Origin of the sequence: Acidovorax sp. SUPP3434 (assembly GCF_030159015.1) — a bacterium.
GTDB lineage: Bacteria > Pseudomonadota > Gammaproteobacteria > Burkholderiales > Burkholderiaceae_C > Paracidovorax.
Window position 1 is genome coordinate 1 of the sequence record NZ_BQXL01000021.1, and the last position, 22,477, is coordinate 22,477.

Annotated in this window: 24 protein-coding genes; 4 read left to right on the forward strand and 20 right to left on the reverse strand. The window is 62.3% G+C overall.

Translation table 11 applies throughout. From position 1 onward, the window contains the following. Positions 1-190 precede the first annotated feature (190 nt). Entirely contained in the window at positions 191-2,080 is a 1,890-nt protein-coding gene (locus AVKW3434_RS21650) for an ATP-binding cassette domain-containing protein (RefSeq protein WP_284407472.1), read from the forward strand. A gap of 26 nt (positions 2,081-2,106) precedes the next feature. Here the strand turns inward: AVKW3434_RS21650 and AVKW3434_RS21655 are convergent, their stop codons facing one another. The 7 genes from AVKW3434_RS21655 to AVKW3434_RS21685 all read right to left on the reverse strand — a co-directional run bounded on the left by AVKW3434_RS21655 (position 2,107) and on the right by AVKW3434_RS21685 (position 8,609). Beyond that, a complete protein-coding gene (locus AVKW3434_RS21655; protein ID WP_284407473.1) occupies positions 2,107-3,219 on the reverse strand; it encodes a protein-glutamate methylesterase/protein-glutamine glutaminase in 1,113 nt (370 codons plus the stop codon). Positions 3,220-3,242: 23 nt separating this feature from the next. Beyond that, on the reverse strand, positions 3,243-4,004 hold the full coding sequence (gene cheD / locus AVKW3434_RS21660) for a chemoreceptor glutamine deamidase CheD (protein ID WP_284402665.1): 762 nt from the start codon (positions 4,002-4,004) through the stop codon (positions 3,243-3,245). A 25-nt stretch (positions 4,005-4,029) separates the two neighbouring features. Further along, positions 4,030-4,920: a CheR family methyltransferase gene (locus AVKW3434_RS21665; RefSeq protein WP_272569819.1), complete on the reverse strand. Its 891-nt coding sequence runs from the start codon at positions 4,918-4,920 to the stop codon at positions 4,030-4,032. 103 nt (positions 4,921-5,023) lie between these two features. After that, positions 5,024-5,515: a chemotaxis protein CheW gene (locus tag AVKW3434_RS21670; protein ID WP_272550831.1), complete on the reverse strand. Its 492-nt coding sequence runs from the start codon at positions 5,513-5,515 to the stop codon at positions 5,024-5,026. A 31-nt stretch (positions 5,516-5,546) separates the two neighbouring features. After that, positions 5,547-7,709, reverse strand: coding sequence for a chemotaxis protein CheW (locus AVKW3434_RS21675; protein ID WP_284407474.1), 2,163 nt, complete (start codon positions 7,707-7,709; stop codon positions 5,547-5,549). A gap of 39 nt (positions 7,710-7,748) precedes the next feature. Continuing rightward, on the reverse strand, positions 7,749-8,111 hold the full coding sequence (locus AVKW3434_RS21680) for a response regulator (RefSeq protein WP_092745705.1): 363 nt from the start codon (positions 8,109-8,111) through the stop codon (positions 7,749-7,751). A gap of 51 nt (positions 8,112-8,162) precedes the next feature. Beyond that, a complete protein-coding gene (locus AVKW3434_RS21685; RefSeq protein WP_272565370.1) occupies positions 8,163-8,609 on the reverse strand; it encodes a hypothetical protein in 447 nt (148 codons plus the stop codon). A gap of 166 nt (positions 8,610-8,775) precedes the next feature. Between AVKW3434_RS21685 and AVKW3434_RS21690 the strand changes: the two genes are divergently transcribed. Next, the gene (locus tag AVKW3434_RS21690; protein WP_442867335.1) at positions 8,776-9,897 is read left to right on the forward strand and encodes a hybrid sensor histidine kinase/response regulator; all 1,122 of its coding nucleotides are present in this window, start codon (positions 8,776-8,778) and stop codon (positions 9,895-9,897) included. Continuing rightward, positions 9,894-10,523: a response regulator gene (locus AVKW3434_RS21695; protein ID WP_272565372.1), complete on the forward strand. Its 630-nt coding sequence runs from the start codon at positions 9,894-9,896 to the stop codon at positions 10,521-10,523. The genes AVKW3434_RS21690 and AVKW3434_RS21695 overlap by 4 nt, the downstream gene beginning before the upstream one ends. Positions 10,524-10,535: 12 nt before the next feature. Here AVKW3434_RS21695 and fliR read toward each other — a convergent pair whose 3' ends face one another. The 13 genes from fliR to fliF form a co-directional block, all read right to left on the reverse strand. Continuing rightward, on the reverse strand, positions 10,536-11,306 hold the full coding sequence (fliR, locus tag AVKW3434_RS21700; protein ID WP_272565373.1) for a flagellar biosynthetic protein FliR: 771 nt from the start codon (positions 11,304-11,306) through the stop codon (positions 10,536-10,538). Beyond that, positions 11,303-11,572 (reverse strand): flagellar biosynthesis protein FliQ, encoded by a 270-nt coding sequence (gene fliQ, locus AVKW3434_RS21705; protein WP_272565375.1) that lies wholly within the window; start codon positions 11,570-11,572, stop codon positions 11,303-11,305. The genes fliR and fliQ overlap by 4 nt, the downstream gene beginning before the upstream one ends. Before the next feature lie 9 nt (positions 11,573-11,581). Beyond that, on the reverse strand, positions 11,582-12,343 hold the full coding sequence (fliP, locus tag AVKW3434_RS21710) for a flagellar type III secretion system pore protein FliP (protein ID WP_284407475.1): 762 nt from the start codon (positions 12,341-12,343) through the stop codon (positions 11,582-11,584). Further along, positions 12,336-12,695 (reverse strand): FliO/MopB family protein, encoded by a 360-nt coding sequence (locus tag AVKW3434_RS21715; protein WP_284407476.1) that lies wholly within the window; start codon positions 12,693-12,695, stop codon positions 12,336-12,338. The genes fliP and AVKW3434_RS21715 overlap by 8 nt, the downstream gene beginning before the upstream one ends. Before the next feature lie 13 nt (positions 12,696-12,708). Continuing rightward, positions 12,709-13,146, reverse strand: coding sequence for a flagellar motor switch protein FliN (gene fliN / locus AVKW3434_RS21720; protein WP_284407477.1), 438 nt, complete (start codon positions 13,144-13,146; stop codon positions 12,709-12,711). Next, complete coding sequence (gene fliM / locus AVKW3434_RS21725; protein ID WP_272565382.1) at positions 13,136-14,140, reverse strand: flagellar motor switch protein FliM; 1,005 nt, start codon at positions 14,138-14,140, stop codon at positions 13,136-13,138. Before fliM ends, fliN begins: the two co-directional genes overlap by 11 nt. Positions 14,141-14,158: 18 nt before the next feature. Next, the gene (locus AVKW3434_RS21730; RefSeq protein ID WP_272565383.1) at positions 14,159-14,740 is read right to left on the reverse strand and encodes a flagellar basal body-associated FliL family protein; all 582 of its coding nucleotides are present in this window, start codon (positions 14,738-14,740) and stop codon (positions 14,159-14,161) included. Positions 14,741-14,994: 254 nt separating this feature from the next. Continuing rightward, positions 14,995-16,398 (reverse strand): flagellar hook-length control protein FliK, encoded by a 1,404-nt coding sequence (fliK, locus tag AVKW3434_RS21735; RefSeq protein ID WP_284407478.1) that lies wholly within the window; start codon positions 16,396-16,398, stop codon positions 14,995-14,997. A 2-nt stretch (positions 16,399-16,400) separates the two neighbouring features. Continuing rightward, positions 16,401-16,874 (reverse strand): flagellar export protein FliJ, encoded by a 474-nt coding sequence (fliJ, locus tag AVKW3434_RS21740; protein ID WP_284407479.1) that lies wholly within the window; start codon positions 16,872-16,874, stop codon positions 16,401-16,403. Between the two features lie 21 nt (positions 16,875-16,895). Further along, a complete protein-coding gene (gene fliI / locus AVKW3434_RS21745; protein ID WP_284407507.1) occupies positions 16,896-18,254 on the reverse strand; it encodes a flagellar protein export ATPase FliI in 1,359 nt (452 codons plus the stop codon). A gap of 85 nt (positions 18,255-18,339) precedes the next feature. Next, positions 18,340-19,068, reverse strand: a complete 729-nt coding sequence (locus AVKW3434_RS21750) for a FliH/SctL family protein (protein WP_284407480.1) — start codon at positions 19,066-19,068, stop codon at positions 18,340-18,342. After that, entirely contained in the window at positions 19,052-20,047 is a 996-nt protein-coding gene (gene fliG / locus AVKW3434_RS21755) for a flagellar motor switch protein FliG (RefSeq protein ID WP_272565391.1), read from the reverse strand. Before fliG ends, AVKW3434_RS21750 begins: the two co-directional genes overlap by 17 nt. 51 nt (positions 20,048-20,098) lie before the next feature. Further along, the gene (gene fliF, locus AVKW3434_RS21760; RefSeq protein ID WP_284402654.1) at positions 20,099-21,781 is read right to left on the reverse strand and encodes a flagellar basal-body MS-ring/collar protein FliF; all 1,683 of its coding nucleotides are present in this window, start codon (positions 21,779-21,781) and stop codon (positions 20,099-20,101) included. A gap of 171 nt (positions 21,782-21,952) precedes the next feature. Here fliF and fliE point away from each other — a divergent pair, with 171 nt between their 5' ends. Beyond that, positions 21,953-22,252, forward strand: coding sequence for a flagellar hook-basal body complex protein FliE (gene fliE, locus AVKW3434_RS21765; protein WP_284407481.1), 300 nt, complete (start codon positions 21,953-21,955; stop codon positions 22,250-22,252). Positions 22,253-22,477: the final 225 nt, after the last annotated feature.

A 22,477-nucleotide genomic window follows, 5' to 3' on the forward strand; every position in this document is an offset into this window, starting at 1 on the left:
GACCACAACTCAAAACCAACCTTTCTTGTCAGACTCTCCGGACAACTCAGTCATCCGTCTCACCTGCCAAGCCCGCAAGTATAGACCACTTTTTCCACACCCGTAGGAGAAAGATGACAAAAAATTGCAATGTGTCTTGCCGCAGCCGCCTTGCGCCTCAGTCAGCGCTAAGCCGGATAATTCCTCGCATATGGCACTTCTCACCCTACTTAATGCTCAACTGGCTTTCGGTCATGTTGCACTGCTAGATCATGCTGGCTTTTCCCTGGAAACCAGCGAACGCGTCGGATTGATCGGGCGTAACGGTGCTGGCAAGTCATCGTTACTGAAAATCTTGGGTAGTCTTGCCAAGCCCGATGATGGCTCCCTGCAAGTCCAACAGGGAATTCGAATTGCCTACGTTGCTCAGGAGCCGGTCCTAGAGATGGATGCAAGCGTTTTCTCCGCGGCCTCAGAAGGGCTGCGCGAAGTGGCAGAAATAAGAGATCTTTACCTATCTGGCGACCCGGGACTGGACCTCAATGCATTGCAGTCGCAGATCGAGGCATACGACGCTTGGAACTGGGAACAGCGGGTCGAAGAGACCCTGCAACGACTTCGGCTAGATCCCCACTCGATCGTAGGCACCCTGTCTGGCGGTACGAAAAAACGAGTCGCTCTTGCGCAAGCGTTGGTCGCAAGACCGGATGTTCTGCTGCTGGACGAACCAACCAATCACCTCGATCTGGATTCCATCGAATGGCTGGAAGATCTATTGATTGATTTCAAAGGCAGCGTCATCACGATCACCCACGATCGCTCATTCCTGGACAGAGTAGCCACGCGGATTGTGGAACTCGATCGAGGGCAACTCCGATCGTATCTGGGAAATTTCGCCCAGTACGTGTTTCAAAAGGGTGAGCAGCTTGCCCAGGAGGCCGTTGTGTCGGCCAAGGCCGACAAGTTGCTCGCTCAAGAGGAAATTTGGGTGCGCAAGGGTGTTGAAGCCCGAAGAACCCGCAGTCAAAGCCGCATCGGGCGCCTTGAGGCCCTACGAACTGACCGCAGTGCTCGGAGAGAGGTGCTGGGCAGCGTCAAGATGGATATTGCCTCGGGTGCCCAAAATGGCTATCAAGGCAAGATCGTTGCGGAGTTGTCTGACATCAGCAAATCTTTCGGAGACAAAGTCATCGTCAAAGGTTTTTCTGGAACGATCCTCCGCGGCGACAAAGTGGGCTTGATCGGCCCCAATGGTGCGGGAAAAACCACTTTGCTCAAGCTCATCCTAGGTGAACTAGCTCAAGATGAGGGCACCGTTCGGCGAGGAAGCAATCTGCAGGTAGCGTACTTTGATCAGATGCGACATGCGATCAACCTCGACGCGACCCTTGAAGACTTCATCAGCCCTGGCAGCGAATGGATCGAGATTGGCAAGCAACGCAAGCATGTCAAAAGTTACCTCAGCGATTTCCTTTTTTCCCCTGCCAGGGCTCACTCACCAGTCCGCTCACTTTCAGGAGGGGAACGCAACCGACTGCTTCTGGCTCGCCTCTTCGCACGTCCTGCCAATGTGCTGGTGCTTGACGAGCCAACGAATGACTTAGATATCGACACGCTGGATCTTCTGGAGGAATTACTTCAGACGTATGACGGCACCGTATTCCTTGTGAGCCATGATCGGACCTTCCTTGACAATGTGGTGACCAGCACCATTGCGTATGAAGGAAACGGGCTCTGGCGGGAATACGAGGGCAGTGTTCAAGACTGGCTGACCCAGTCCCGGCGCAGTGGGCTGCTCAATCCCACGTCTTTGCCCCCCTCCAAGGCGGCAGTTGAGCGCAATGACACTGTGGACGTAGAGGAAAAGTCAGCACATCTTCCCAAGAAGAAGTTGAGCTACAAAGAGCAACGGGAGCTTGAACAGCTCCCAACTCAAATTGCCACACTAGAGACAGAGCAACAGTCAATCCAGTCAGCACTGGCTGACGGTTCCTTATATGCCAAAGATGGTGCACGTGCGGCCGCACTCCATGCAAGGGAGGGAGAGATCGAAAATCAACTGATGATTGCGCTGGAGCGCTGGACCGCTTTGTCGTCCTAACTCCCTGTCTTCTTACGCACCGATACCTAGATGCGATGGTGCAATCGATCGGTTGCGCCACGCAGCTTGGCGATCAAAGCCGGTGCAATCTGCGTCAAAGGCAAAACCTCATCTGCAGCGCCATGTGCAATGGCTTCCCGTGGCATACCGAAAACGATGCAACTTGCCTCGTCCTGCACATAGTTGTAACTGCCAGCATCCTTCATCTCGCGCATCGCGGCGGCGCCATCATTTCCCATGCCGGTCAGCATGATGCCGAAAACATTGCGCCCCGCGACCCCGGCAGCCGACTTGAACAGAACCTCCACCGAAGGCTTGTGCCGATTGACGGGAGGACCATCGTCCACCACGGCCACATAGTTGGCTCCACTGCGGGCGATATGAAACTGCTTTCCTCCCGGCGCTATGTAGGCATGACCGGGCAAGATACGCTCTCCATTGGCTGCTTCTTTCACTGTGATCTGGCACAAGCCGTTGAGTCTGGCTGCGAAGCTTGTGGTGAAACCTGGAGGCATGTGCTGTGTGATCACGATCGCGGGCGAGTCTGCAGGCATCTGCATCAGCACTTCGCGAATAGCCTCTGTTCCACCAGTGGATGCACCGATGCAAATCAGCTTTTCCGTCGACAAGCGGCCCAGCAATGTGGTCGTATGCGTCGGAGCATGTGCCCCCTCTACAGAACCAGTTGCTGGAGAGTGCGGACGGGTTGGGCTCTGCACCGGCGCTCTTCGGACCTGTGCGACAGCGGCCACCCGAATCTTCTCAACGATCTGGGTCGCCAATTCATTCAGACCACTGGAAAGGCCGACCCGGGGTTTGGCAACGAAGTCAACCGCTCCCAGTTCGAGTGCCTTCATCGTGACTTCAGCCCCCCTCTCCGTGAGCGTGGAAATCATCACCACGGGCATGGGCCGAAGGCGCATCAGGCGCCCAAGAAAATCAATCCCATCCATGCGCGGCATCTCGACGTCCAAGGTAATGACATCGGGGTTCATTTCGCGAATCATTTCGCGTGCAATCAAAGGATCGTTGGCGGTTCCAATGCACTCCATGTCCCGCTGGCGATTGATGATTTCGGCCAAAAGACTGCGCACCAACGCCGAATCATCCACAACGATCACCCGGATCTTCCTGCTCATTCCCTCATGTCCTTGTTCATTTCTCAAAAGAGGTCCACTGATCCGCCGGCAGTCGCTTTGGCAACCGTCGCAGCGTTGCCGCGAACTTCCTGCTCCACCAATGTCTCTGGATGCGCATGGGCGAGCCGCTTCACCATCGCTTTTCCTGTCACTGGAAAGAAAACGACTTTGCGTGGATAGATATCGAGCACGTCTTCCGAAACAATCGGGATACGCTCTGTCTGGAGATAGTTGAGCACAAAGTTGGTGTTGCGCTCACCCACATTCATCGTGGTGAAGTTATGCATCACCTGTGCCCCACCAAATATCTTGGCCTGCATGCTTTCCCGGCGAGCTCCAAGTTTCAGCATTTCGTTGATCAGCAACTCCATGGCATACGAGCCATAGCGGCCGGATACATCGGAGGAATCGCCATCGGGGAGCATGAAGTGATTCATACCACCGACCCGGCTACGGCTGTCCCACAGGCAAGCGGCAATGCATGAGCCGAGCACGGTCATGATCACCAGATTCTCATCCGAGACGAAATATTCCCCGGGAAGCACTTTGACCGCATTGTGCTGAAAATGATGATCAAAAAAGAAAAATGAGGCTTCTCCCGGCCGGCGCGTTTGCGCCTTGAGCTCCGGCAATGTTGATTGCTTTGCGGCAGAGGCTGGAGTGCCAGTGTAAATATCGGCACTGAGCGGCGCAATTCGCGGTGCACGACGCCGCTCTACCGTTCCACCATAGGCGGACGGCGGTGCGCCAGACGGAGGGGGAAAGCCAGGGCGGGTATTGGTCATGTGGGCTCTTGCAGAAGACTATCGGTCAACGGCGCTCATACACGGTCTTGCCGCGCAAAGTGAAAAGGTCACGGGACTCGCTGAAGTTTTCAGCATGCCCGACAAAAAGCATGCCGCCCGGTTTCAACACACGATGGATGCGCTCCAGTACCTTGCGCTGGGTGGGGGCATCGAAATAGATCATGACATTGCGGCAAAACACGACGTCGAACGGCTCCCGAAAAGGCCAGTCGTCGCGGATGAGATTCACGCTCAGGAAATCGATGCTTCGGCGCAACTCAGGTTTGGCACGTGCAAACCCGGCATTCGACGCCTTGCCCCGCAAGAAGAATCGCTGAAGGCGCTCTGCACTTAACCCCTTCACACTGTCCAGCCGATACACCCCCTCCGCTGCCGTTGCCAACACGCGGGAGTCGATATCGCTGGCCGTCAACTTGAACGAACCGTTACTGCTCAACGACTCCATGGCCGTCATCACGATGGAATATGGTTCTTCCCCGGTGGATGCAGCGTTGCACCAAACACTCCACGGACCCGCAGGCCGTGTACGCAGGAGATTGGCCAGAATCTCAAAGTGGTGCTGTTCGCGGAAGAACGCTGTCAGGTTGGTCGTGAGCGCGTTCACGAACTCCTGCCACTCCGGGCCATCATGGGTTTCCAGCCAGCTCAGATATTCATGAAAGCTCGTATGCCCGGTATCGCGCAACCGCCGCGACAAACGGCTGTAGACCATTGCATGTTTGCCATCGTGCAAACTGATACCAGCCCGCTGATAAATGAGCGCCTGGACACGTGAAAAATCTGCGTTGGTCCAGACGAATTCTCGCCCTTGGGCCAAGGGTCCCGATGAAGGCGAAACCGCTGGTGATTCCGCCACGCCTCGTGCAGGAGGGAGAGGACTGGAGGTCTGGCGCATGTTGCTTTTCACTTCGAGAGGTCGGTGGTTCACAGGCCAGCGGTTACGGATACAGCCACGTCGATTGATCTCTAAGCCGTTGCGTGGCGGCGAGGTGTCGGCCTCATTCGTTGGCAGAAACCAAACCCATGTCCATACTGGCCATGAGCTTCTCGATATCCAACAGGATGAGCATGCGCTCACCCACCGAGCCCAAGCCGACGATGCAGTTGGTGTCGATGGTGCTCTCAACCTCCGGGGCAACGCGGATCTGGTCTGAGTTCAGTTCCATGACGTCGCTCACCGAGTCCACCACGATCCCGACAACCCGGTTTCGCAGATTCAGGATGATGACCACCGTGAAGCTGTTGTATTCCGCTTTGGAACAACTGAATTTCAGCCGCATGTCAACGATGGGAACAATGGTGCCGCGCAGATTCGTCACGCCCTTGATGAAGTCTGGTGCATTGGCGATGCGTGTCGGCGGCTCATAGCCGCGGATCTCCTGCACCTTCAGGATGTCGATCCCATACTCCTCTTGATCCAGCCGGAAAGTCAAATACTCCCGGGCGCCAGAGACAGTCGCTTCATTGGTTTTTTCCATCACTCCAGCCATAGGGCTCTCCTTATATCAACGGGTCGCGGGCTCAGTGGCGAGCGCGCCGCACCAAAGCACCTGTGTCCAGGATGAGTGCCACAGTTCCGTCCCCGAGAATGGTGGCGCCGGACACATTGGGCACTTTGCGATAGTTGGTTTCCAGGTTTTTCACGACGACTTGGTGTTGGCCGAGCAACTCATCCACCAACAATGCGACCCGGCTACCGTCCGCCTCAACCACCACCATGATGTTGCTGGACTTGCTTTGATCCAGGCGAGGGACCTGGAATGTTTTCTCCAGGGCGATGACCGGCATATATTCATCCCGCACCTTGACCAGTTGAGATCCTTGCGCGACCGTATTGACATCATCGGGATTGACCTGGAACGACTCCACGACAGAAGACAGCGGAAGGATGTAGACCTCTTCCCCCACTCCCACCGACATGCCGTCCATGATCGCCAGCGTCAGCGGCAACCGCACGGACACGCGCATGCCATACCCTTCGGCAGAATCGATTTCCACCGACCCGTTGAGTGCAGCGATATTCCGTTTCACCACATCCATGCCGACCCCACGCCCGGAGACATCGGTCACTTCATCGGCAGTGGAGAAGCCTGGCGCGAAAATCAGGCCCCACACATCTGCGTCGCTCATCTGATCGGAGACATCCAGCCCACGTTCCCTGGCTTTTCGCATGATTTTTTCGCGCGAGAGTCCTCGACCATCGTCACGTACTTCAATCACGATGGAGCCGCCTTGATGCGAGGCGGACAACGTGATCGTTCCATGCTCGGACTTCCCTGCAGCAAGCCGGTCAGCAGGCATTTCAATGCCATGGTCGCAGCTGTTCCGAACCAAATGCGTCAATGGGTCGGTGATTTTTTCGACCAAGCTCTTGTCCAGTTCGGTGGCTTCACCCAAGGTGACCATCTCGACTTTCTTGCCCAGCTTGTTGGCCAAGTCTCTGAGCATCCGCGGAAAGCGGCTGAACACGATCGACATGGGAATCATGCGGATCGACATCACGGACTCTTGCAAATCCCGTGTGTTGCGATCCAGATCAGCCAACCCCGCGAGCAACTGCTGATAGGCCCCCGCGTCGAGGCCGCGGCTGTTCTGCGCCAACATGGCCTGGGTGATCACCAATTCGCCGACCAGATTGATCAACTGGTCAACCTTGTTCACTGCCACACGAATGGTGGTGGACTCCATCTGCGCTTGGCTGACCGCCTTGGGCTCCGCAGCGCGGGCTGCGGCTGCAGGCTGCTTGGCAGACGGGGCATCCGACACATTTGCAACGGCCACCTCCGTCCGATCGCTCGGCATACCAGGGGACCCATTGAAGAATCCATAGGGTGCTTCCGTGGACACCTCGCCCGCTTGCAGCAGGGCTGCTTCCGGATCAGCTTCCACACTGGCCGAACCGTCTTCTGCACCGATCCTGACCTGGTCTTTCGACACATGGAAGGCGAACAGATCCAGCAGGTCATCGTTGGTGGAAGTGGTCTCGACCGCGAACAGCCGGACACCTTGCTCGTCAGAAGGGACGTCGCGAATGGAACCGAGGCCGGGAATATCGCGGAACAATTCCTTGATGGCGTCAGCCTGTTCCAAACGCTCCAGCGGACCGATACGGATCTCGAGGGAGCGCGCGCTACCCGGTGCGGCTGCCGCAGCAGGAATGGATGGGGCAGGCGTGACCGGAGCTGGCGCAGGCACAGGAGTCGGCGCTGGCGGCGGTGGGGGGGGCGGCGCCACGGCCGCCACAGGTTCGGCAGGAACATTGCCGGCAGCCAATTCACTGATTCGGCGAACCAGTTCCGCCGTGGATACGGCTTCGCCCTGGCCTCCCGCCTGGTGCCTTGCGAGCAGACTGCGGGACGCATCGGCAGACTCCAGCAGCACATCCACCATTTGGGGAATGGGCTGCAATTCATGGCGCCGCAAGCGGTCCAGCAGCGACTCCATTTGATGGGTCAACTCTGCAACATCGGAGAACCCGAAGGTCGCAGCCCCTCCCTTGATGGAGTGCGCGCAACGGAAAATACCGTTCAATTCTTCGTCATTGGCCGCACTCAGATCCAGGTCCAGGAGCATGTGCTCCATCTGGTCCAGGTTCTCGCCCGCCTCTTCGAAGAAGATCTGATAGAACTGACTGAGATCGAAGTCCGCGCCACCGCCCGCGCCTTCTTGATAGGTATCCGCCATTAGGGGCTCCAGTACTTAGGTTATCTGCACGCGATGGCGTTAGCGAATGACTTTTTGAATCACTTCGATCAAGCGGTTCGGATCGAAAGGCTTGACGAGCCAGCCCGTGGCGCCCGCGGAACGTCCCGCCTGCTTCATCTGGTCGCTCGACTCGGTCGTGAGGATCAGAATGGGAATGGTCTTGAACCGGGGGTGCTCACGCAGCTTGCGGGTCAGGCCGATTCCATCGAGTCTCGGCATGTTCTGGTCGGCCAGCACCAGATGGATATCGTGGGTTTCGGCCTTTTCGAGCGCGTCTTGCCCGTCTACCGCCTCCACCACGTGGTACCCCGCCCCGGTCAGGGTGAAGGACACCATCTTTCGCATGGACGGTGAATCATCAACGGCAAGAATCGATTGCATGTAGGGCTCCACTCACTTGAATATATAAGGTAACCAGTTACGGGCGCGGGCTCAGAACAGGTCGATTGATCCTGCATCCATTTCGCTCTGCGTGACAGGATTGGGACGGTCGGGGGCCATTTCAGCGAAGGGCGCGGCTTCTTCGCCCTCTTCGGTACCCATGGCTTCGGAGGCAAGGCGAAAAGCGCATCCTTGAAGCACCTTCGTGGTGTGCCAGATCAGTTGGGAGGCCATGTCCTGGAATTGCAGTTCAGTGACGGCACTGCGAAGTGCCGTCCGCAGCGCGGCGAGTTCCGCCGAATCGCCGACCACATCGTCGGTCAACGCACCGTTGGCTTCGCCGAAGCGTGCCAGCAGATTGTCGGTCGCATGGCTGAGCAGGCCTTCCAGTCGGTGCAGATCATGCATGACGACCAACAAGGAGTCTTGCAATTCTGCAGCAACCATGACTGGCACTTGAACCCCTGGGCCGCCAGGGCTAGTTAGCGTAGATTGCATCGTTTCTCCAGAACTGCAAGCGGCTGCAGGGCAAACAAATTCCAATTCGGCAAGACGCTGGTGGCGGAATCCACTGGCAAAGACGTCCCATGCAAACCATTCTCTCGGCTTTCCTCGATCACCGCCGCACGGGACAAACACCCTTGTTTGTTCCAATATGTATCCTATGATAGCGTTCCCCATGCCATCAGGAGTAACGGATCGACCCTTGCGCATCCTGCATTTAGAAGATTCTGTAGCGGATCATGAGTTGGCTTGCATTACGTTGCGCCGCGCCAACGTGGTGTATGAAATCCACCACGTGGACACACTGACATCGTTCATAGAGCAACTCGATGCAGAGCCTTTCGATCTGATCCTTGCGGACTACCGCCTGCCTGGCTTCACTGCGCTGGACGCTTGGAGTGTGGTGGCGCAGCGGGAGCCCCATCCGCCCTTCGTCTTGCTTTCCGGTGCCATCGGCGAGGCGGCAGCGGTGGATGCGATGCGGCTGGGCATTGCGGACTACCTTCTCAAAGACGACATGGCGAGGCTGCCGCACGTCATTGACCGCGCCATCGAAGTGCACGAGGCTCGGCGCGCGAGGGAGAAAGCCACGGCCGATCTGGCTGCGTCCGAACGGCGACTGGCAGAACTCACCGAGCATTTGCAAAGCTCGATCGAAAAAGAACGGGCCGCCATTGCCCGCGAGATCCACGATGACATTGGCGGTGCATTGAGTGCCGTGCGCTTCGATGTGGGCTGGATCAGCCGGCATGCCAAGGACGACGGGACGCAAGCCCACGCGGCGGCCGCCACCGAGATGCTTCAGCACGCCATCGAGGCGAGTCAGCGCATCATGATGAATCTGCGCCCACCCATCCTGGACCAGGGCCTAGTGGCCGCCGTGCAATGGCTGGCGGAAAGTTTCGAGCGGCGCACCGGCATTCCCACCCGGGTGCACACGAGCAAGGACACAATCCACGTGGACGCAGCCATTCAGCTGGTGGCTTACCGCACGGCGCAGGAAGCCCTGACCAACGTCTTCAAATATGCCGAAGCGCGACAGGTTGGCGTCGACCTGTCGGACAGCGAGGGGGTACTGACACTGGAAGTCACCGACGACGGACGGGGCATGGAGCCTGCCATGCGGGAGAAGCCCAAATCATTCGGTCTCAAAGGCCTTCAAGAACGAGCGCGCACCGTGGGAGGATGGCTCGACATCAGCAGCCATCCCGGCCGCGGAACCGCCGTCATCCTGTCGGTGCCGCTGACACCCCAAAACATTTCAGAGGAGGAGGCACCATGATCCAGGTCGTGCTGTGTGATGACCATGCGGTCCTGCGAAGGGGCATCCGTGACACGCTCTCGGAGGCACCGGACATTCAGGTGACGGGCGAGGCCGGTGGCTACTCCGAGCTGAGGGAGGTATTGCGCACCGCGCCTTGCGACGTGCTGCTGCTCGATCTCAACATGCCCGGTCGCAGCGGCCTGGAAGTGCTCGCCAGCCTTCGCGAGACGGACTCCGCCGTCAAGGTACTGGTCGTCTCGATGTATCCCGAGGATCAATATGCGCTGCGGTGCCTGCGCGCGGGCGCACAGGGCTATGCCAACAAAGCAGGCGATCCGGTGGAGTTGATCGAAGCCGTGCGCACCGTGATGAAAGGCCGCAAGTACCTCACTCCGGAGGTGGCGCAGATGCTGGCGGACAGCCTGGCGCAGCCAAGTCCCGAGTTGCCCCACGAGGCGTTGTCGGAGAGGGAACTGCAAACCCTGGTGAAGATTGCGTCCGGCAAACGCCTGTCAGACATCGCGGAAGAACTGATGCTGAGCCCCAAGACGGTCAGCGTATATCGGTCCCGCGTGTTGGAAAAACTCAAGCTCACCAACAACGCGGAACTCACGGTGTACGCCATTCGCAACCAGTTGGTCTGAAGGCCTGGCCGCCTAACGCTGTGAAGCGAAAAGATCGATGGATTGCTGCATCAGCGCCATGACGGGTTGCTCGAGCATGGGCAGGGTCGCCGCAATGCCCAGAAGACCCACGGTCAGCGTCACGGGAAAACCCACCGCATAGATATTCATCTGCGGCGCCACGCGCGAGATGATGCCCATGGCCATGTTCACGAACAGCAACAGGGCAATCATGGGCAAGGCGATCCAGAGGGCGCTGGAAAAAAGCGAAGCGCCCAGATCATGCAATCGCAACTGCCCCAGGGCCTGCATGAAATGGCCATTCACAGGAAAACTGTCGAAGCTTTTTACCACCGCCATCAGCACCATCAGGTGGCCATTGATGACCACGAAGAGCAGCATGGCCATGTGCCCGAAAAACCGGGCCACGGCACTCACCTGCGTGTTGCTGGAGGGATCGAAGAACGATGCGAAGTTCAGCCCCATCTGCAGGCCGATCACCTCGCCCGCCAGTTCCACCGCCGTGAACACCAGGCGCACCGCAAAGCCAATGGCGGCCCCCACGGCCAGTTGCTGGGCCACGGCACCCAGTGCCTCGCGCCCGTTGATGTTGATGATGGGCTGATCCGGCAGGGCCGCCTGCGCGCAAACCGAAATGAGGAAGGCCAAGCCGATCTTGGCCCGCATCGGGATCACGCGCATGGAGAACACCGGCGCCACCATGAACATGGCCAGGATGCGCAGGAAGGGCCAGAGGATCGGTGACAGCCAAGCCACCAGTTGGGCCTCTGAAAACGTGATCACGACACGACCGACGGGATGGATTCGATGGTTCTGCGGATGAAGTCCACGAGCGAAGTGATCATCCAGGGGCCGGCAATGGCGAACACCACCATGGCGGCAATCAGCTTGGGCACGAAGGCGAGCGTGGCCTCATTGATCTGCGTGACTGCCTGAAAGATGCTGACGAGCAGCCCCACCACCATGACCACGCCCAGCACCGGCATCGAAATCATCAGCAGCAAAGTCAGGGCATCTCGCCCCATCGTCAAAACCATTTGCGAGGTCATGCGCGCTCCTCAGGTGGCGAAACTGGCGGCCAGGGAGCCGATCAGCAGATTCCAGCCGTCCGCCAGCACGAACAGCATGAGCTTGAACGGCAATGCGACCAGCACCGGCGACAGCATCATCATGCCCAGGGACATCAGGATGCTGGAAACCACCATGTCGATGACCAGGAACGGAATGAAGATCATGAACCCGATCTGGAACGCGGATTTGAGCTCGCTGGTCACGAATGCCGGCACCAGCACGCGCAGGGGCGCGGTTTCCGCCGTGGCCCCTGCATCGAGCTTGGCCAGGCGGGCAAACAGGGCGAAGTCGGACTGGCGCGTCTGCTTGAGCATGAAGCCGCGCATGGGGGCCTCCGCCCTCTCCAGCGCCTGCTCGAACGTGATGGTGTTCGCGGTGTAAGGCACGTAGGCGTCCTGGTACACGCGATCGAAGGTGGGCCCCATCACGAAGAACGTGAGAAACAGCGACAGCCCCACGATCACCTGGTTCGGAGGTGCCGACTGGGTGCCAATGGCCTGGCGCAGCAGTGACAGCACGATCACGATGCGGGTGAAGCCCGTCATCATGAGAAGCACTGCCGGCAAAAATGACAGGGCCGTGAAGAACAGCAGCGTCTGAATGGGCACCGAAAAGCTCGCGCCCGCGTTGCCCGAACCGACCAGCACGGGCAACGAACCCGGTGCCGCTTGTGCAAGTGCCGCCGGAGCGAAAACCGTGGCGGCAACCGCCAAAGCCCACCCGCTCCAGGCGCGCCGGCGATCAGCCATGGGGCGCCTCTTGCCCCCGCAACCTGGCTGCGGCCACCTCATCGGCAAAGGACGGCGCAGGCATCGCGCCCCGGGGCGCTCCGGCAGGCACGGAAGGGTCGATCACATGCAGGCAACGGATCTGCTGCGCCGTGACCCCCAGGACCAGCCAGGTCCGCTGGTGCTCCGGCCCCACTTCCACCGTGATCACGCGTTGCTGTGGCCCGATGCCCACGGTGGAAACCACCTTGGACGCGGCGCTCGCCGCCGCTCCCGGCCCGCCGCCCTGGCGTTGCTGCATGCGCCGGATCCACCAGGGCAGCGTGGCAATGGCCGCCACGAAGAGCACGACGATGACCAGCGTCTGCGTCATGTTGCCCCCCGCGCTATCCACGGCTGACCCTTCGCAGGCGTTCCGAAGGCGTGACCACATCGGTCAGGCGGATACCGAACTTGTCGTTCACCACCACCACCTCGCCCTGGGCGATGAGATAGCCATTGACCAGCACGTCCATGGGCTCGCCGGCCAACGCGTCCAGTTCGACCACCGAGCCTTGCGCCAGTTGGAGGATGTACTTGATCGGCACCTTGGTCCGGCCCAGCTCCACCGACAGCTGCACCGGAATGTCCAGCACCATGTTGATGTCGTTGACCGGAGAGTCCGAGTTGGCCGAAAAAGGCCGCACCGGGTCGCCAGCCAGGGGGCCGCCCTGGTCCGCCGCAGGCTCGTCCGTGCGCTTTTGCTCTTCCAGCGCCTCGGCCCAGCCGGCAAACGGATCGTCCGCGCTGGCGTCCTTGTTGTCGTTGTCGCCTTCAGTTGACATTCTTTTCTCCCAGCCAGCTCAGATCGGAATTGCGCAGGCATTCCTCGATCCGGATGGCGTATTTCGCGTTGTGCGTGCCGTACTGGCACTCAAAAATGGGCACGCCTCCGATGGAGGCACGGATGCGAGGTTCGCGGTCGAGTTCGATGAAATCGCCGGGCTTCATGGCCAGCAACTGCTCCACCGTGGCATCGGCCTTGGCCAGTTCCGCCACCAGCGTCACCTCGGCGGCCTGGATTTCCCGAGTAAGCACGCGCACCCACCGGCGGTCCACTTCGATGGAGTCGCCCTGCGTGGACGAATACAGCACATCGCGGATGGGCTCCAGCGTCGCATAGGGCATGCAGATATGAATCGCGCCGGACAGATCCCCGATTTCCAGTTGGAAAGCCGTAGAGACCACGATTTCGCTGGGGGTCGCGATGTTCGCGAACTGGGGCTGCATTTCCGAACGCTGGTACTCCAGCTCGAGCGGATAGATGCCGTGCCATGCCTTCTTGTATTCGGCGCAGATCACATCGACCAGGCGGTTGATGACCCGCTGCTCGGTCGGGGAAAAATCCCGCCCTTCGATGCGGGTCTGGAACTTGCCGACGCCGCCATACAGCGTGTCGATGATGCCGAACACCAGGGACGGCTCGCACACGATCAGCCCGCTGCCACGCAGCGGACGGATGGCGACGATGTTGAAGTTGGTCGGCACCGCCAGCTCGCGCAGGAAAGCGCTGTAACGCTGCACCGACACCGTGCCCACCGAGATTTCCGGGCTGCGCCGGATGAAATTGAACAGGCCGATGCGGAAGTTGCGCGCGAACCGCTCGTTGACGATTTCCATCGTCGGCATCCGGCCGCGCACGATGCGCTCCTGGCTGGAAATGTCGTAATTGCGGACCGCTCCGGTCTCGGCCACTTCCTCGACCGACTTCTGGCTCTCACCCGTGACACCCTCCAAAAGGGCATCGACCTCTTCCTGCGACAGAAATGAATCACTCATGGCAGTCTCCTGTCGCCGTCACTGGATGATGAAACTGGAGAAAAGGACTTGCCGCACAGGATTCGTATCGGCGGCAGGCTTGGCACGCGGTGCCTCTTCTTCGTCCTCCACCTCCTGGCTGGCGGGGCGCTTGCGGGGCTTGGGCACCGTGTATCCCAAGGGCTTGGAGACTTCGCGCCGGATGTCGGTCGCCAGTTTTTCCTTGCCTTCGCGGCCCAGCAGCTCCTCGGAGGTGCGTTGGGACACCAGCATCAGGATGGCGCTGCGGATGCTCGGCAGGTACAGCTTGACCTGCTCTGCCGTTTTCGCATCGGCCAGTTCCAGCGTGAGACCGATCTGGGCGAACCGCTCTCCACCGGTATCGGCCAGGTTCACGACCATGTTGTCGATGGGCAGGAAGGTGGGCGCCACCTTGGGCGCTGCCGGGGCGTGGGGGCGGGCCTCTGCGCCCTCCTCGTCTTCGGCATGGCTGCGGCTGCTCATGATGAACCAGGCCGCGCCTGCACCAGCGATGACCAGCAGGGCAACGACCACACCGATGATGAGCATCTTCTTGCTCTTGGCCTTGGGCGGCGCTGCGGCGGCAGGATTGGCAGACACGTTGGGATTCCTTGCGCAACAAATTCAGGACAGGGCGGCACAGCGAGGGCCGCACAGGCGGCACACCTCACTCGATGTCCCATTATTGGGCGTCCCAGCTTTCGATAATAGCCAGAATAAAAGCCCAAAACCATGGCTTTCAGCCTCCTAGGGCTGCGCCGTCCAGAACCGATGCGGGATGTCGGCCCACCCAGGCCTGCCGCCTCCGGCCCTTCTTCGGCCCGGTGCGCCAGGATGCCCAGGCCGGCTTGCGTTCAGGCAAAGACGTCCAGCGCGCGGGCGGAACCCGAAGGGCTCTTCACGGCCAAGCCCGCTCCCGAGCCCATGCCGGCGGCAGCCTGCACCTGGGCATGCCGTGCCGGTCCGTCGCGGTCCGAAGCCGGGCGACGGCCATCACTACCCGAAGCCCCGGCCCCGTTGCTGCCCGACTGCCCCACGGTGACACCGGACAACTCCAGCCCCTCGCTGCGCAACAGATCCCGCAGTTGCGCCGCGCTGGAGTCCAGCCATTCGCGGGTGTTGGCTTGGTCGCTGCGGAACGTGACATGCGCCTCGTTGCCCGACAGCGACACCATGACCTCCACCGGCTGGCCTTCCCGATCGATGGTGAGTTCGGCGTTCTGCGTTTTCTGGTGCACCCAGTACGCGACCTGCTCGGCGATCTGGTCCTCCACGCCCACCTGGGAGGGGTCGGCCAGCACCCCTGTGCCATCGGTCGCCACCGGTGAGTCGCTCAGGGAAAAGCCCATTCCGGACTCGGCCCCGGGCCCGCCACCCCGTGAGGATGGCCCATCGGAGGTCCCTGACCCCGCGCCACGCTCCGACGAGCGCAAAGCCACCGCTTCGGCCAGTGCGCCAGCGACCGGTGCAGCCGCACCGAAGGCATCCTGCGGTGCCCGTGCCAATGCCGCCCCCCCGGCGGCGCCCGCTCCATCGCGCCGATCCGGTGCCATGGCGGCGACCGCTGCGGTCAATGCGCCAGGCATCTCTGCCGAAGCCGGCTTCTTGTCTTCCTTGCCCAGCGCATTGCGCAGGGCCGCAGCGCCCGTGCCCGCCGTGGACGGATCCACGCCCAAGCCAGCAGCGGAGGAGCCCGCCGCCGCAGAGAGACGTGCCTGCAGGCTCTTGTAAGGGGTAGCGCCAGGGGCCACCGGAGCAGCCGCAGCCGTATCGGACAAATCCGTTGCGCGGTCCATCCAGGCCGTTTGACCGACCAGGCTGCCAGAGTCCATCAGGCCGCTGAACCCATTGGCCCAGGCGCCTGTGCCGGCGTTGTCGCCCAGCACCCGGCCCAGCGGTTGGCCCAGCACCCCCTGCTGCGCACCGCCCTGCGCCGGGAGCTGCCCCTGGCCCTGGATGGGCACCTGGGTGGACAGCTGAACGCTTTGCAACGCCGCCAGCGCGGCAGGGTCCAACGGCAGTGCACCGGCCTCGCCGGCCTGCAGCCAGGGGGCCTGGGCCGCGCCGGGATCGGCCTGCAGGATGTCTGCGGTGCCGTCCCCGAGTGCGGTGGTGTCCATGGCGGCCAGCAGCAGAGAGAAGCCGCCCTGCCCCGCACCCTGCTGCGTGGCATCCTGCGCCGCGCCGGCCTTGCCGGCGGCGCGCGCGCCGCGCGTTTCGTGGGTCGTGTGCGAGCTGTTGATGCGTGTCGGTTCCATGTTCACCACTCCTGCGGCCCCTGCCGGCCCTGGGTTGCATTTTCCTTGCCGAATTGCAGCGCAGCGCGCTCATCGGTTTGCTTCTGATCGCGGCGCGCCTGGAGCTTGTCCATCTCGCTCCGCCGTTTTTCGACCACTTTCTTCAGTGCCGCCAGCCGCAACTCGGCCGCCAGCACGGCACGGGTGGCATGCTCCACGCGCCCGGCCTGATCGCCCACCACCCCGGTCTGCAGGCCGACCGCATGGGCGAGCCGGTCCATGAACTGGTAGTGGTGGTACATGACTTCGGGCTTGACGGTGGTGTCGGCCTGCGCCCCCCAGCGTCCCTGGGTTTCCAGCGCGTAGCCTTCCAGTTGCTGCAGTTGCGCTTGCGACGCCTGACGCGCGCGCTGCGCGTCCTGCAGCACCTGCCGCGCCTCGTCGCGCTTGCGCTCGGCCATTTCGACGGCCACCAGAAAAGCATTCAGCGAAGACATGGTCGGTTCACCCCTGGCCCATCAATGGTTGAGCACCGCGCCCATGAAGCCCAGGCTTTCGCCCATGGGCGCCGCTTCGAACATGTTCTGCTGCAAAAAGTCCGCCATGGCGGGCTGCAGCCGGATGGCTTCGTCCAGCGCCGGGTCGGAGCCGCTCATGTAGGCGCCCACCTGGATCAGGTCACGGCTCTTCTGGTAGCGCGAATACACCGCGCGGAACCGCCGGGCCAGTTCGAAATGCTCCCGCGACACCACGTTGTGCATCACGCGCGAGGCCGACTGCTCGATGTCGATGGCCGGAAAGTGCCCTGTTTCCGCGAGTGCGCGGGACAGCACGATGTGCCCGTCCAAGATGGCGCGCGCCGCATCGGCGATCGGGTCCTGCTGGTCATCGCCTTCGGACAGCACCGTGTAGAAGGCCGTGATGGAGCCCACCCCGTGCAATCCGTTGCCGCTGCGCTCCACCAGTGCCGGCAGCTTGGCGAAGCAGCTGGGCGGATAACCCTTGGTGGCAGGAGGCTCGCCGATGGCCAGCGCGATCTCGCGCTGCGCCATGGCATAGCGGGTGAGCGAATCCATGAGCAGCAGCACGTGCTTGCCCTTGTCGCGAAAGTGCTCCGCAATCGCCGTGGCGTACGCGGCGCCTTGCATGCGCAGCAGCGGCGGCGCATCGGCCGGCGCCGCCACCACGACGGCGCGGCCCCGGTCTTCCTCGCCGAGGATGTCTTCCACGAATTCCTTGACCTCGCGGCCACGTTCGCCAATCAGGCCGACGACGATCACATCGGCCTGCGTGTAGCGCGCCATCATCCCCAGGAGCACGCTCTTGCCCACGCCGGAGCCGGCGAACAGCCCCAGGCGCTGGCCGCGCCCCACGGTGAGCAGGGCGTTGATGGCACGCACGCCCGTGTCCAGGGTCTCGCGCACGGGATCGCGGTCCATGGCGTTGATCTGGCGCCGGTCCATGGGCTCGGAGTTCACGTTGACCACGGCACCGCCATGGTCCAGCGGAATGCCCTGGGAATCGACCACGCGCCCCAGCAACCCGTCGCCCATCGGCAACCGGAGCACGCCAGCGGCCGGTGATGGCCGGGCGTCCTCGCCCAGCCTCGGCTGGGGCACATATGCCGCCGCAGGCACCACGCTGGCCCCGCTGGACAGCCCGTGGATGTCACCCGCCGGCATCAGGAAAGCGCGGTCGGCCGAGAACCCGACGACCTCCGCCAGCACCGGCTCGTGGCCGGGCATCTGCACCATGCACTGCGACCCCACGGGCACGCGGATGCCCACGGCCTCCAGCACCAGCCCCGTCAATCGGGTGAGCGTGCCGCGGGTTTCCAGGGGCGCGCCCTGCGCGACACGGGCCCGCGCATCCGCCATGAAACGGCCCCAGGCCGTGTCCGCCGGGCTCTGGACATCGGCCCCAGCGGGTGCATCCGGCAACAGCGAAGTTTCAGGGAGGGTGTCAGCCATGGGCCTTCTCCCCTTCAGCATCCCAGGCGGACGCCAGGCCCAGCGCGGCGATCGCACGCTCCCAGCGCCGGCCCAGCGAGCCATCGATCACCGTCCCGGCCGACTCCACGAAGCAATCGCCTGCGGCCACGGCCGCATCGGGCAGCCACTGCACCTTGGCCCCCGCATAGGCTTCGCCCAACGGTTTTTCAAGCACCTCCCAGTCGGCGGGGTTCATGCGCACCGTGGCCGGGCGGCCTTCGGCGATCAGCATGCCCAGGGCTTCGCGCACCACGGGCAGCAAGGCCTGCGGCTGGCTCGACAGTTCCTGGCGGATCACCTGGCGGGCGATGTCGCAGGCCAGTTGCAGCACTTCCTGCGCGACATGCTGCTGCATGTGAGCGAGGCTGGCCTGGGCCGCCTGAACCACCTGATCCATCCGCTGCGCGACCTCCTGGCCCTGGCCGGCGATGTAGTCGTCCATGCGCTGCTGCCACTCCAGTCCGGCCTTGTCCTCGCCATGGGCTTGGCCCTGCTCGAAGCCCTCCTGCCGCGCCGCTTCCAGGGCGCTCAGGTGCGTGGCCTCGTCGAAGACGACCGGCAGGGGCTCCGGTTCGGGCTCTGGCGCCGGGGGCAGCAGGTCCGATCCGTCCACGGCGCCGAACTGCCACTGGGTCACCTCCCCGACCTCTTCGCTGGGGATGAACCGCGTGTAGCTGCGCGGGTTATACGAATGCGTCATCACCGCCGCCTCCGATCACGATCTGGCCTTCATCCGACAGGCGGCGAACGGTCTTGAGGATTTCCTTTTGCTGGGCTTCGACTTCGGACAGCCGCATCGGGCCACGCGACTCCAGGTCTTCGCGCATGGCCTCGGCGGCGCGCGACGACATGTTGGCCAGGAATTTCTCGCGCAGCTCGGGCACGGCGCCCTTGAGCGCCACGATGAGCGTTTCGGACGCCACTTCCTTGAGCACGGTCTGGATCGCACGGTCGTCGAGCTTGGCCACGTCGTCGAAGACGAACATCTTGTCCATGATCTTCTGGGCCAGGTCGGGGTCGTAGCCCCGGATCGACTCCAGCACCACGCTGTCCATGTTGGAGCCCAGCAGGTTGATGATCTCGGCCGCCGCCTTGACGCCGCCCAGCGAACTCTTGCGGATCTTGTCGCCACCCGCCAGCACCTTGAACAGCACCTCGTTGAGGTCCTTGAGCGCGGTGGGCTGGATGCCCTCCAGCGTGGCCACGCGCAGCAGCACCTCGCTGCGCTGGCGGTCGGTGAGCTGCATCAGCACGGCTGCGGCCTGCTCGGAATCCAGGTGCACCAGAATGGCGGCGACGATCTGCGGGTGCTCGTTGCGCAGCAGCTCGGCCACCGACAGCGGGTCCATCCACTTCAGGCTTTCGATGCCGGAAACGTCACCGCCCTGGAGAATCCGGTCGATCAGCAACGCGGCCTTGTCGTCGCCCAGCGCGCGCTTGAGCACCGACCGCACGTAGTTGCTGGTGTCGGACACCAGCAGGCTCTGCGCCGCCGCGTCGCCGGAAAAGCGGTTGATGACCGAATCGACCTTCTCGCGCGAAACCGAGCGCATGCGGGCGATGGTTTCGCCCAGTTTCTGCACTTCCTTCGGCGACAGATGCTTGAAGACCTCGGCGGCTTCCTCTTCGCCGAGGGACATCAGCAAAATCGCAGCATCGTTCAGGCCTTGGTCATCCATGGAAAGCTCGTGGTTTCATGCGTCGGTGGGAAATCATCGCACGGCGCCGCGTCACGACTCGCCGTTGACCCACGTCTTGAGAATATTCGCTACGGCCATCGGGTTCTCCTTGGCCAGCACACGGGCCTCTTCCAGGCGCAGTTGCTCGGGCGTCTGGGCGACCTCCTCGGGCTTGGAGGGCGCGGCCAGCGCCGGGCGCTGCGGCTCTTCCGCCTCGATGGCGTCGAGCTGTCCGCCCTGGGCCACAGGAATCGCCCGGGGCTTGCCCATGCCCTTGATGGCGGGGCGCACCAGGCCGAGCAGTACCATGGCCGCGAACAGGGACATGCCCACGGGCCAGCCCAGGCTCTTGGCCAGCTCGATCATCTCGGGCTGCTTCCACAGCGGCAAGTCCACCACCGGCGTGGAATCGACCAGGAACGGCGTGTTCATGAGGTTCACCGAGTCTCCACGCTCCTTGTTGAAGCCGATGGTTTCGCGCACCAGCGCCGTCATCTGCTCCAGTTGCTCGGGCGACAAGGCCTTGTTGGTGGGCGCCTTGCCCGCGGCTTCCGCCACGGCCTGGTAATTCACCACCACCGCCGCGCTCACGCGCTTGAGGGCGCCGCTGCCGCCGCGGGTCACGCGGACGGTCTTGTCCACTTCGTAGTTGGTGATGGATTCGCGCTTGCTGCCCGTGCCCTGTGCGCCCTGCTGACCAGCGGCCGTCGGTGCGGGGTTGGCGCCGTTGATGGGCGCGGTCGAAGGCTGGGGCGGCTGGTTGCTGGTGGCACCGGGCACGCCGCTGGGCGGCTGGGCACCCTGGGTGCCGGCGCTTTCCACGACCTGCTGGCTGCGCACGGCGCTGGCGTCGGGCGTCTGGTTGGGGCGATGCTGCTCGGAGGTGGATTCGGTCTGGCTGAAATCGACCTCGGCCGTGACCTGCGCCTTGACGTTGTTCTTGCCCACCACCGGCTCCAGGATGTCCAGGATGCGGCGCGTGTACTGCTGCTCGATCTGCTGCACGTAGCTCAGCTGCTGCGCGTCCACCCCCGAACCGGCGGCCGTGTCGGGGGATTGCGACAGCAGCTTGCCGGTGTCGTCCAGCACGCTCACGGCGGAGGGCGACAGCTCCGGCACGCTGGAGGCCACCAGGTGCACGATCCCGGCCAGCTGCGTGCGGTCCAGGAAACGGCCGGGGAACAGGCTCAGCAGCACGGACGCAGAAGGCTTTTGCTGCTCGCGGAAGAACCCGTTCTGGTTGGGCAGTGCCAAGTGCACGCGTGCGCTTTGCACCGAGGACAGCGCCTGGATCGAGCGGGTCAGTTCGCCCTCCAGGCCGCGCTGGAAGTTCAGCCGCTCCTGGAACTGGGTGACGCCGAACCGGTTCGTCTCCATCAGCTCGAAGCCCGTCACCGAGCCCTTGGGCAAGCCCTGGGTGGCCAGGCGCAGGCGCACGTCGTGTACGCGCTCGGCCGGAATCAGGATGGCGCCACCGCCCTCGGCGTACTTGTAGGGCACGTTCATCGTGGAAAGCTGCGCCACGATGGCGCCGCCGTCCTTGTCGCTCAGGTTGGCGAACAGCACCCGGTAGTCCGGCTGGCGGCTGAAGACCACCGCGGCGACCACGGCAGCGATCAGCAAGACCATGCCTGCGCCCAGGCGCATCCGCTGGCCCCGTTCGAGCGCGGAAAACCGCTGCATCCAAGAGGGGTTGGCGGGACTGATGACAGGGACTTCAGCAACTGCGGACATGGTGCTTTCCAAAAGGTCCGACCCGGCAGAGGGTTGGCGTGGGCCGATTATTGGACGAGCCCCTTGCCGACGTAGCCGAGATAAGGCCGTCGTTTCACCATCTATTCCCCAGGATGGCGCGGCGCCGGCCCCCTAGGATTGCACCATCCCGCCATTCCTTCGGACACAGCCATGGACCTCCGCATATCAAGCCCTACCACGCCACTTGCAGGCGCTGGCCTTGCGCGCCGTGCCGCGGCACCGCAGGAAGTGGGGTTTTCCTCGGCGCTCAAGGGCGCGCTGCAGTCGGTCAGCGCCTCCCAGAACCGGGCGGCCGACCTGCAAAAGGAAGTGCAGATGGAAAACCCGGCCGTCAGCCTGGAAGAAACCATGGTGGCGATCCAGAAGGCCCAGATCGGCTTTCAGGCCACGCTGCACGTGCGCAACCGCATGGTTCAAGCCTACACCGACATCATGAACATGCAGGTTTGACGCCAGCGCGCAACGTCGAACCCATCGGTTGCTATTATTTTTATAGCCAAACGCCTTAGTACTTATTGCACTGGACGGCCATTTGACTGGTAATTCCTTGCACCGCTGCGGTTGACTCAGCGGCGCCGTGCATGGGCTTTCGATTCCCTGCACCGCCCGCCTCAACCCCCTCGGCGGCGGCTCCGATCCTGAAAACAACACTGCCGAAGTCGCACTGCGCGCCGG

What these genes read in the sequence shown, in the direction of transcription:
- AVKW3434_RS21650 (WP_284407472.1), top strand. Translation starts at nt 191, where the DNA reads ATGGCACTTCTCACCCTACTTAATGCTCAACTGGCTTTCGGTCATGTT.
- AVKW3434_RS21655 (WP_284407473.1), bottom strand. Translation starts at nt 3,219, where the DNA reads ATGAGCAGGAAGATCCGGGTGATCGTTGTGGATGATTCGGCGTTGGTG.
- cheD (WP_284402665.1), bottom strand. Translation starts at nt 4,004, where the DNA reads ATGACCAATACCCGCCCTGGCTTTCCCCCTCCGTCTGGCGCACCGCCG.
- AVKW3434_RS21665 (WP_272569819.1), bottom strand. Translation starts at nt 4,920, where the DNA reads ATGCGCCAGACCTCCAGTCCTCTCCCTCCTGCACGAGGCGTGGCGGAA.
- AVKW3434_RS21670 (WP_272550831.1), bottom strand. Translation starts at nt 5,515, where the DNA reads ATGGCTGGAGTGATGGAAAAAACCAATGAAGCGACTGTCTCTGGCGCC.
- AVKW3434_RS21675 (WP_284407474.1), bottom strand. Translation starts at nt 7,709, where the DNA reads ATGGCGGATACCTATCAAGAAGGCGCGGGCGGTGGCGCGGACTTCGAT.
- AVKW3434_RS21680 (WP_092745705.1), bottom strand. Translation starts at nt 8,111, where the DNA reads ATGCAATCGATTCTTGCCGTTGATGATTCACCGTCCATGCGAAAGATG.
- AVKW3434_RS21685 (WP_272565370.1), bottom strand. Translation starts at nt 8,609, where the DNA reads ATGCAATCTACGCTAACTAGCCCTGGCGGCCCAGGGGTTCAAGTGCCA.
- AVKW3434_RS21690 (WP_442867335.1), top strand. Translation starts at nt 8,776, where the DNA reads ATGATAGCGTTCCCCATGCCATCAGGAGTAACGGATCGACCCTTGCGC.
- AVKW3434_RS21695 (WP_272565372.1), top strand. Translation starts at nt 9,894, where the DNA reads ATGATCCAGGTCGTGCTGTGTGATGACCATGCGGTCCTGCGAAGGGGC.
- fliQ (WP_272565375.1), bottom strand. Translation starts at nt 11,572, where the DNA reads ATGACCTCGCAAATGGTTTTGACGATGGGGCGAGATGCCCTGACTTTG.
- fliP (WP_284407475.1), bottom strand. Translation starts at nt 12,343, where the DNA reads ATGGCTGATCGCCGGCGCGCCTGGAGCGGGTGGGCTTTGGCGGTTGCC.
- AVKW3434_RS21715 (WP_284407476.1), bottom strand. Translation starts at nt 12,695, where the DNA reads ATGACGCAGACGCTGGTCATCGTCGTGCTCTTCGTGGCGGCCATTGCC.
- fliN (WP_284407477.1), bottom strand. Translation starts at nt 13,146, where the DNA reads ATGTCAACTGAAGGCGACAACGACAACAAGGACGCCAGCGCGGACGAT.
- fliM (WP_272565382.1), bottom strand. Translation starts at nt 14,140, where the DNA reads ATGAGTGATTCATTTCTGTCGCAGGAAGAGGTCGATGCCCTTTTGGAG.
- fliK (WP_284407478.1), bottom strand. Translation starts at nt 16,398, where the DNA reads ATGGAACCGACACGCATCAACAGCTCGCACACGACCCACGAAACGCGC.
- fliJ (WP_284407479.1), bottom strand. Translation starts at nt 16,874, where the DNA reads ATGTCTTCGCTGAATGCTTTTCTGGTGGCCGTCGAAATGGCCGAGCGC.
- fliI (WP_284407507.1), bottom strand. Translation starts at nt 18,254, where the DNA reads ATGGCGGATGCGCGGGCCCGTGTCGCGCAGGGCGCGCCCCTGGAAACC.
- AVKW3434_RS21750 (WP_284407480.1), bottom strand. Translation starts at nt 19,068, where the DNA reads ATGACGCATTCGTATAACCCGCGCAGCTACACGCGGTTCATCCCCAGC.
- fliG (WP_272565391.1), bottom strand. Translation starts at nt 20,047, where the DNA reads ATGGATGACCAAGGCCTGAACGATGCTGCGATTTTGCTGATGTCCCTC.
- fliF (WP_284402654.1), bottom strand. Translation starts at nt 21,781, where the DNA reads ATGTCCGCAGTTGCTGAAGTCCCTGTCATCAGTCCCGCCAACCCCTCT.
- fliE (WP_284407481.1), top strand. Translation starts at nt 21,953, where the DNA reads ATGGACCTCCGCATATCAAGCCCTACCACGCCACTTGCAGGCGCTGGC.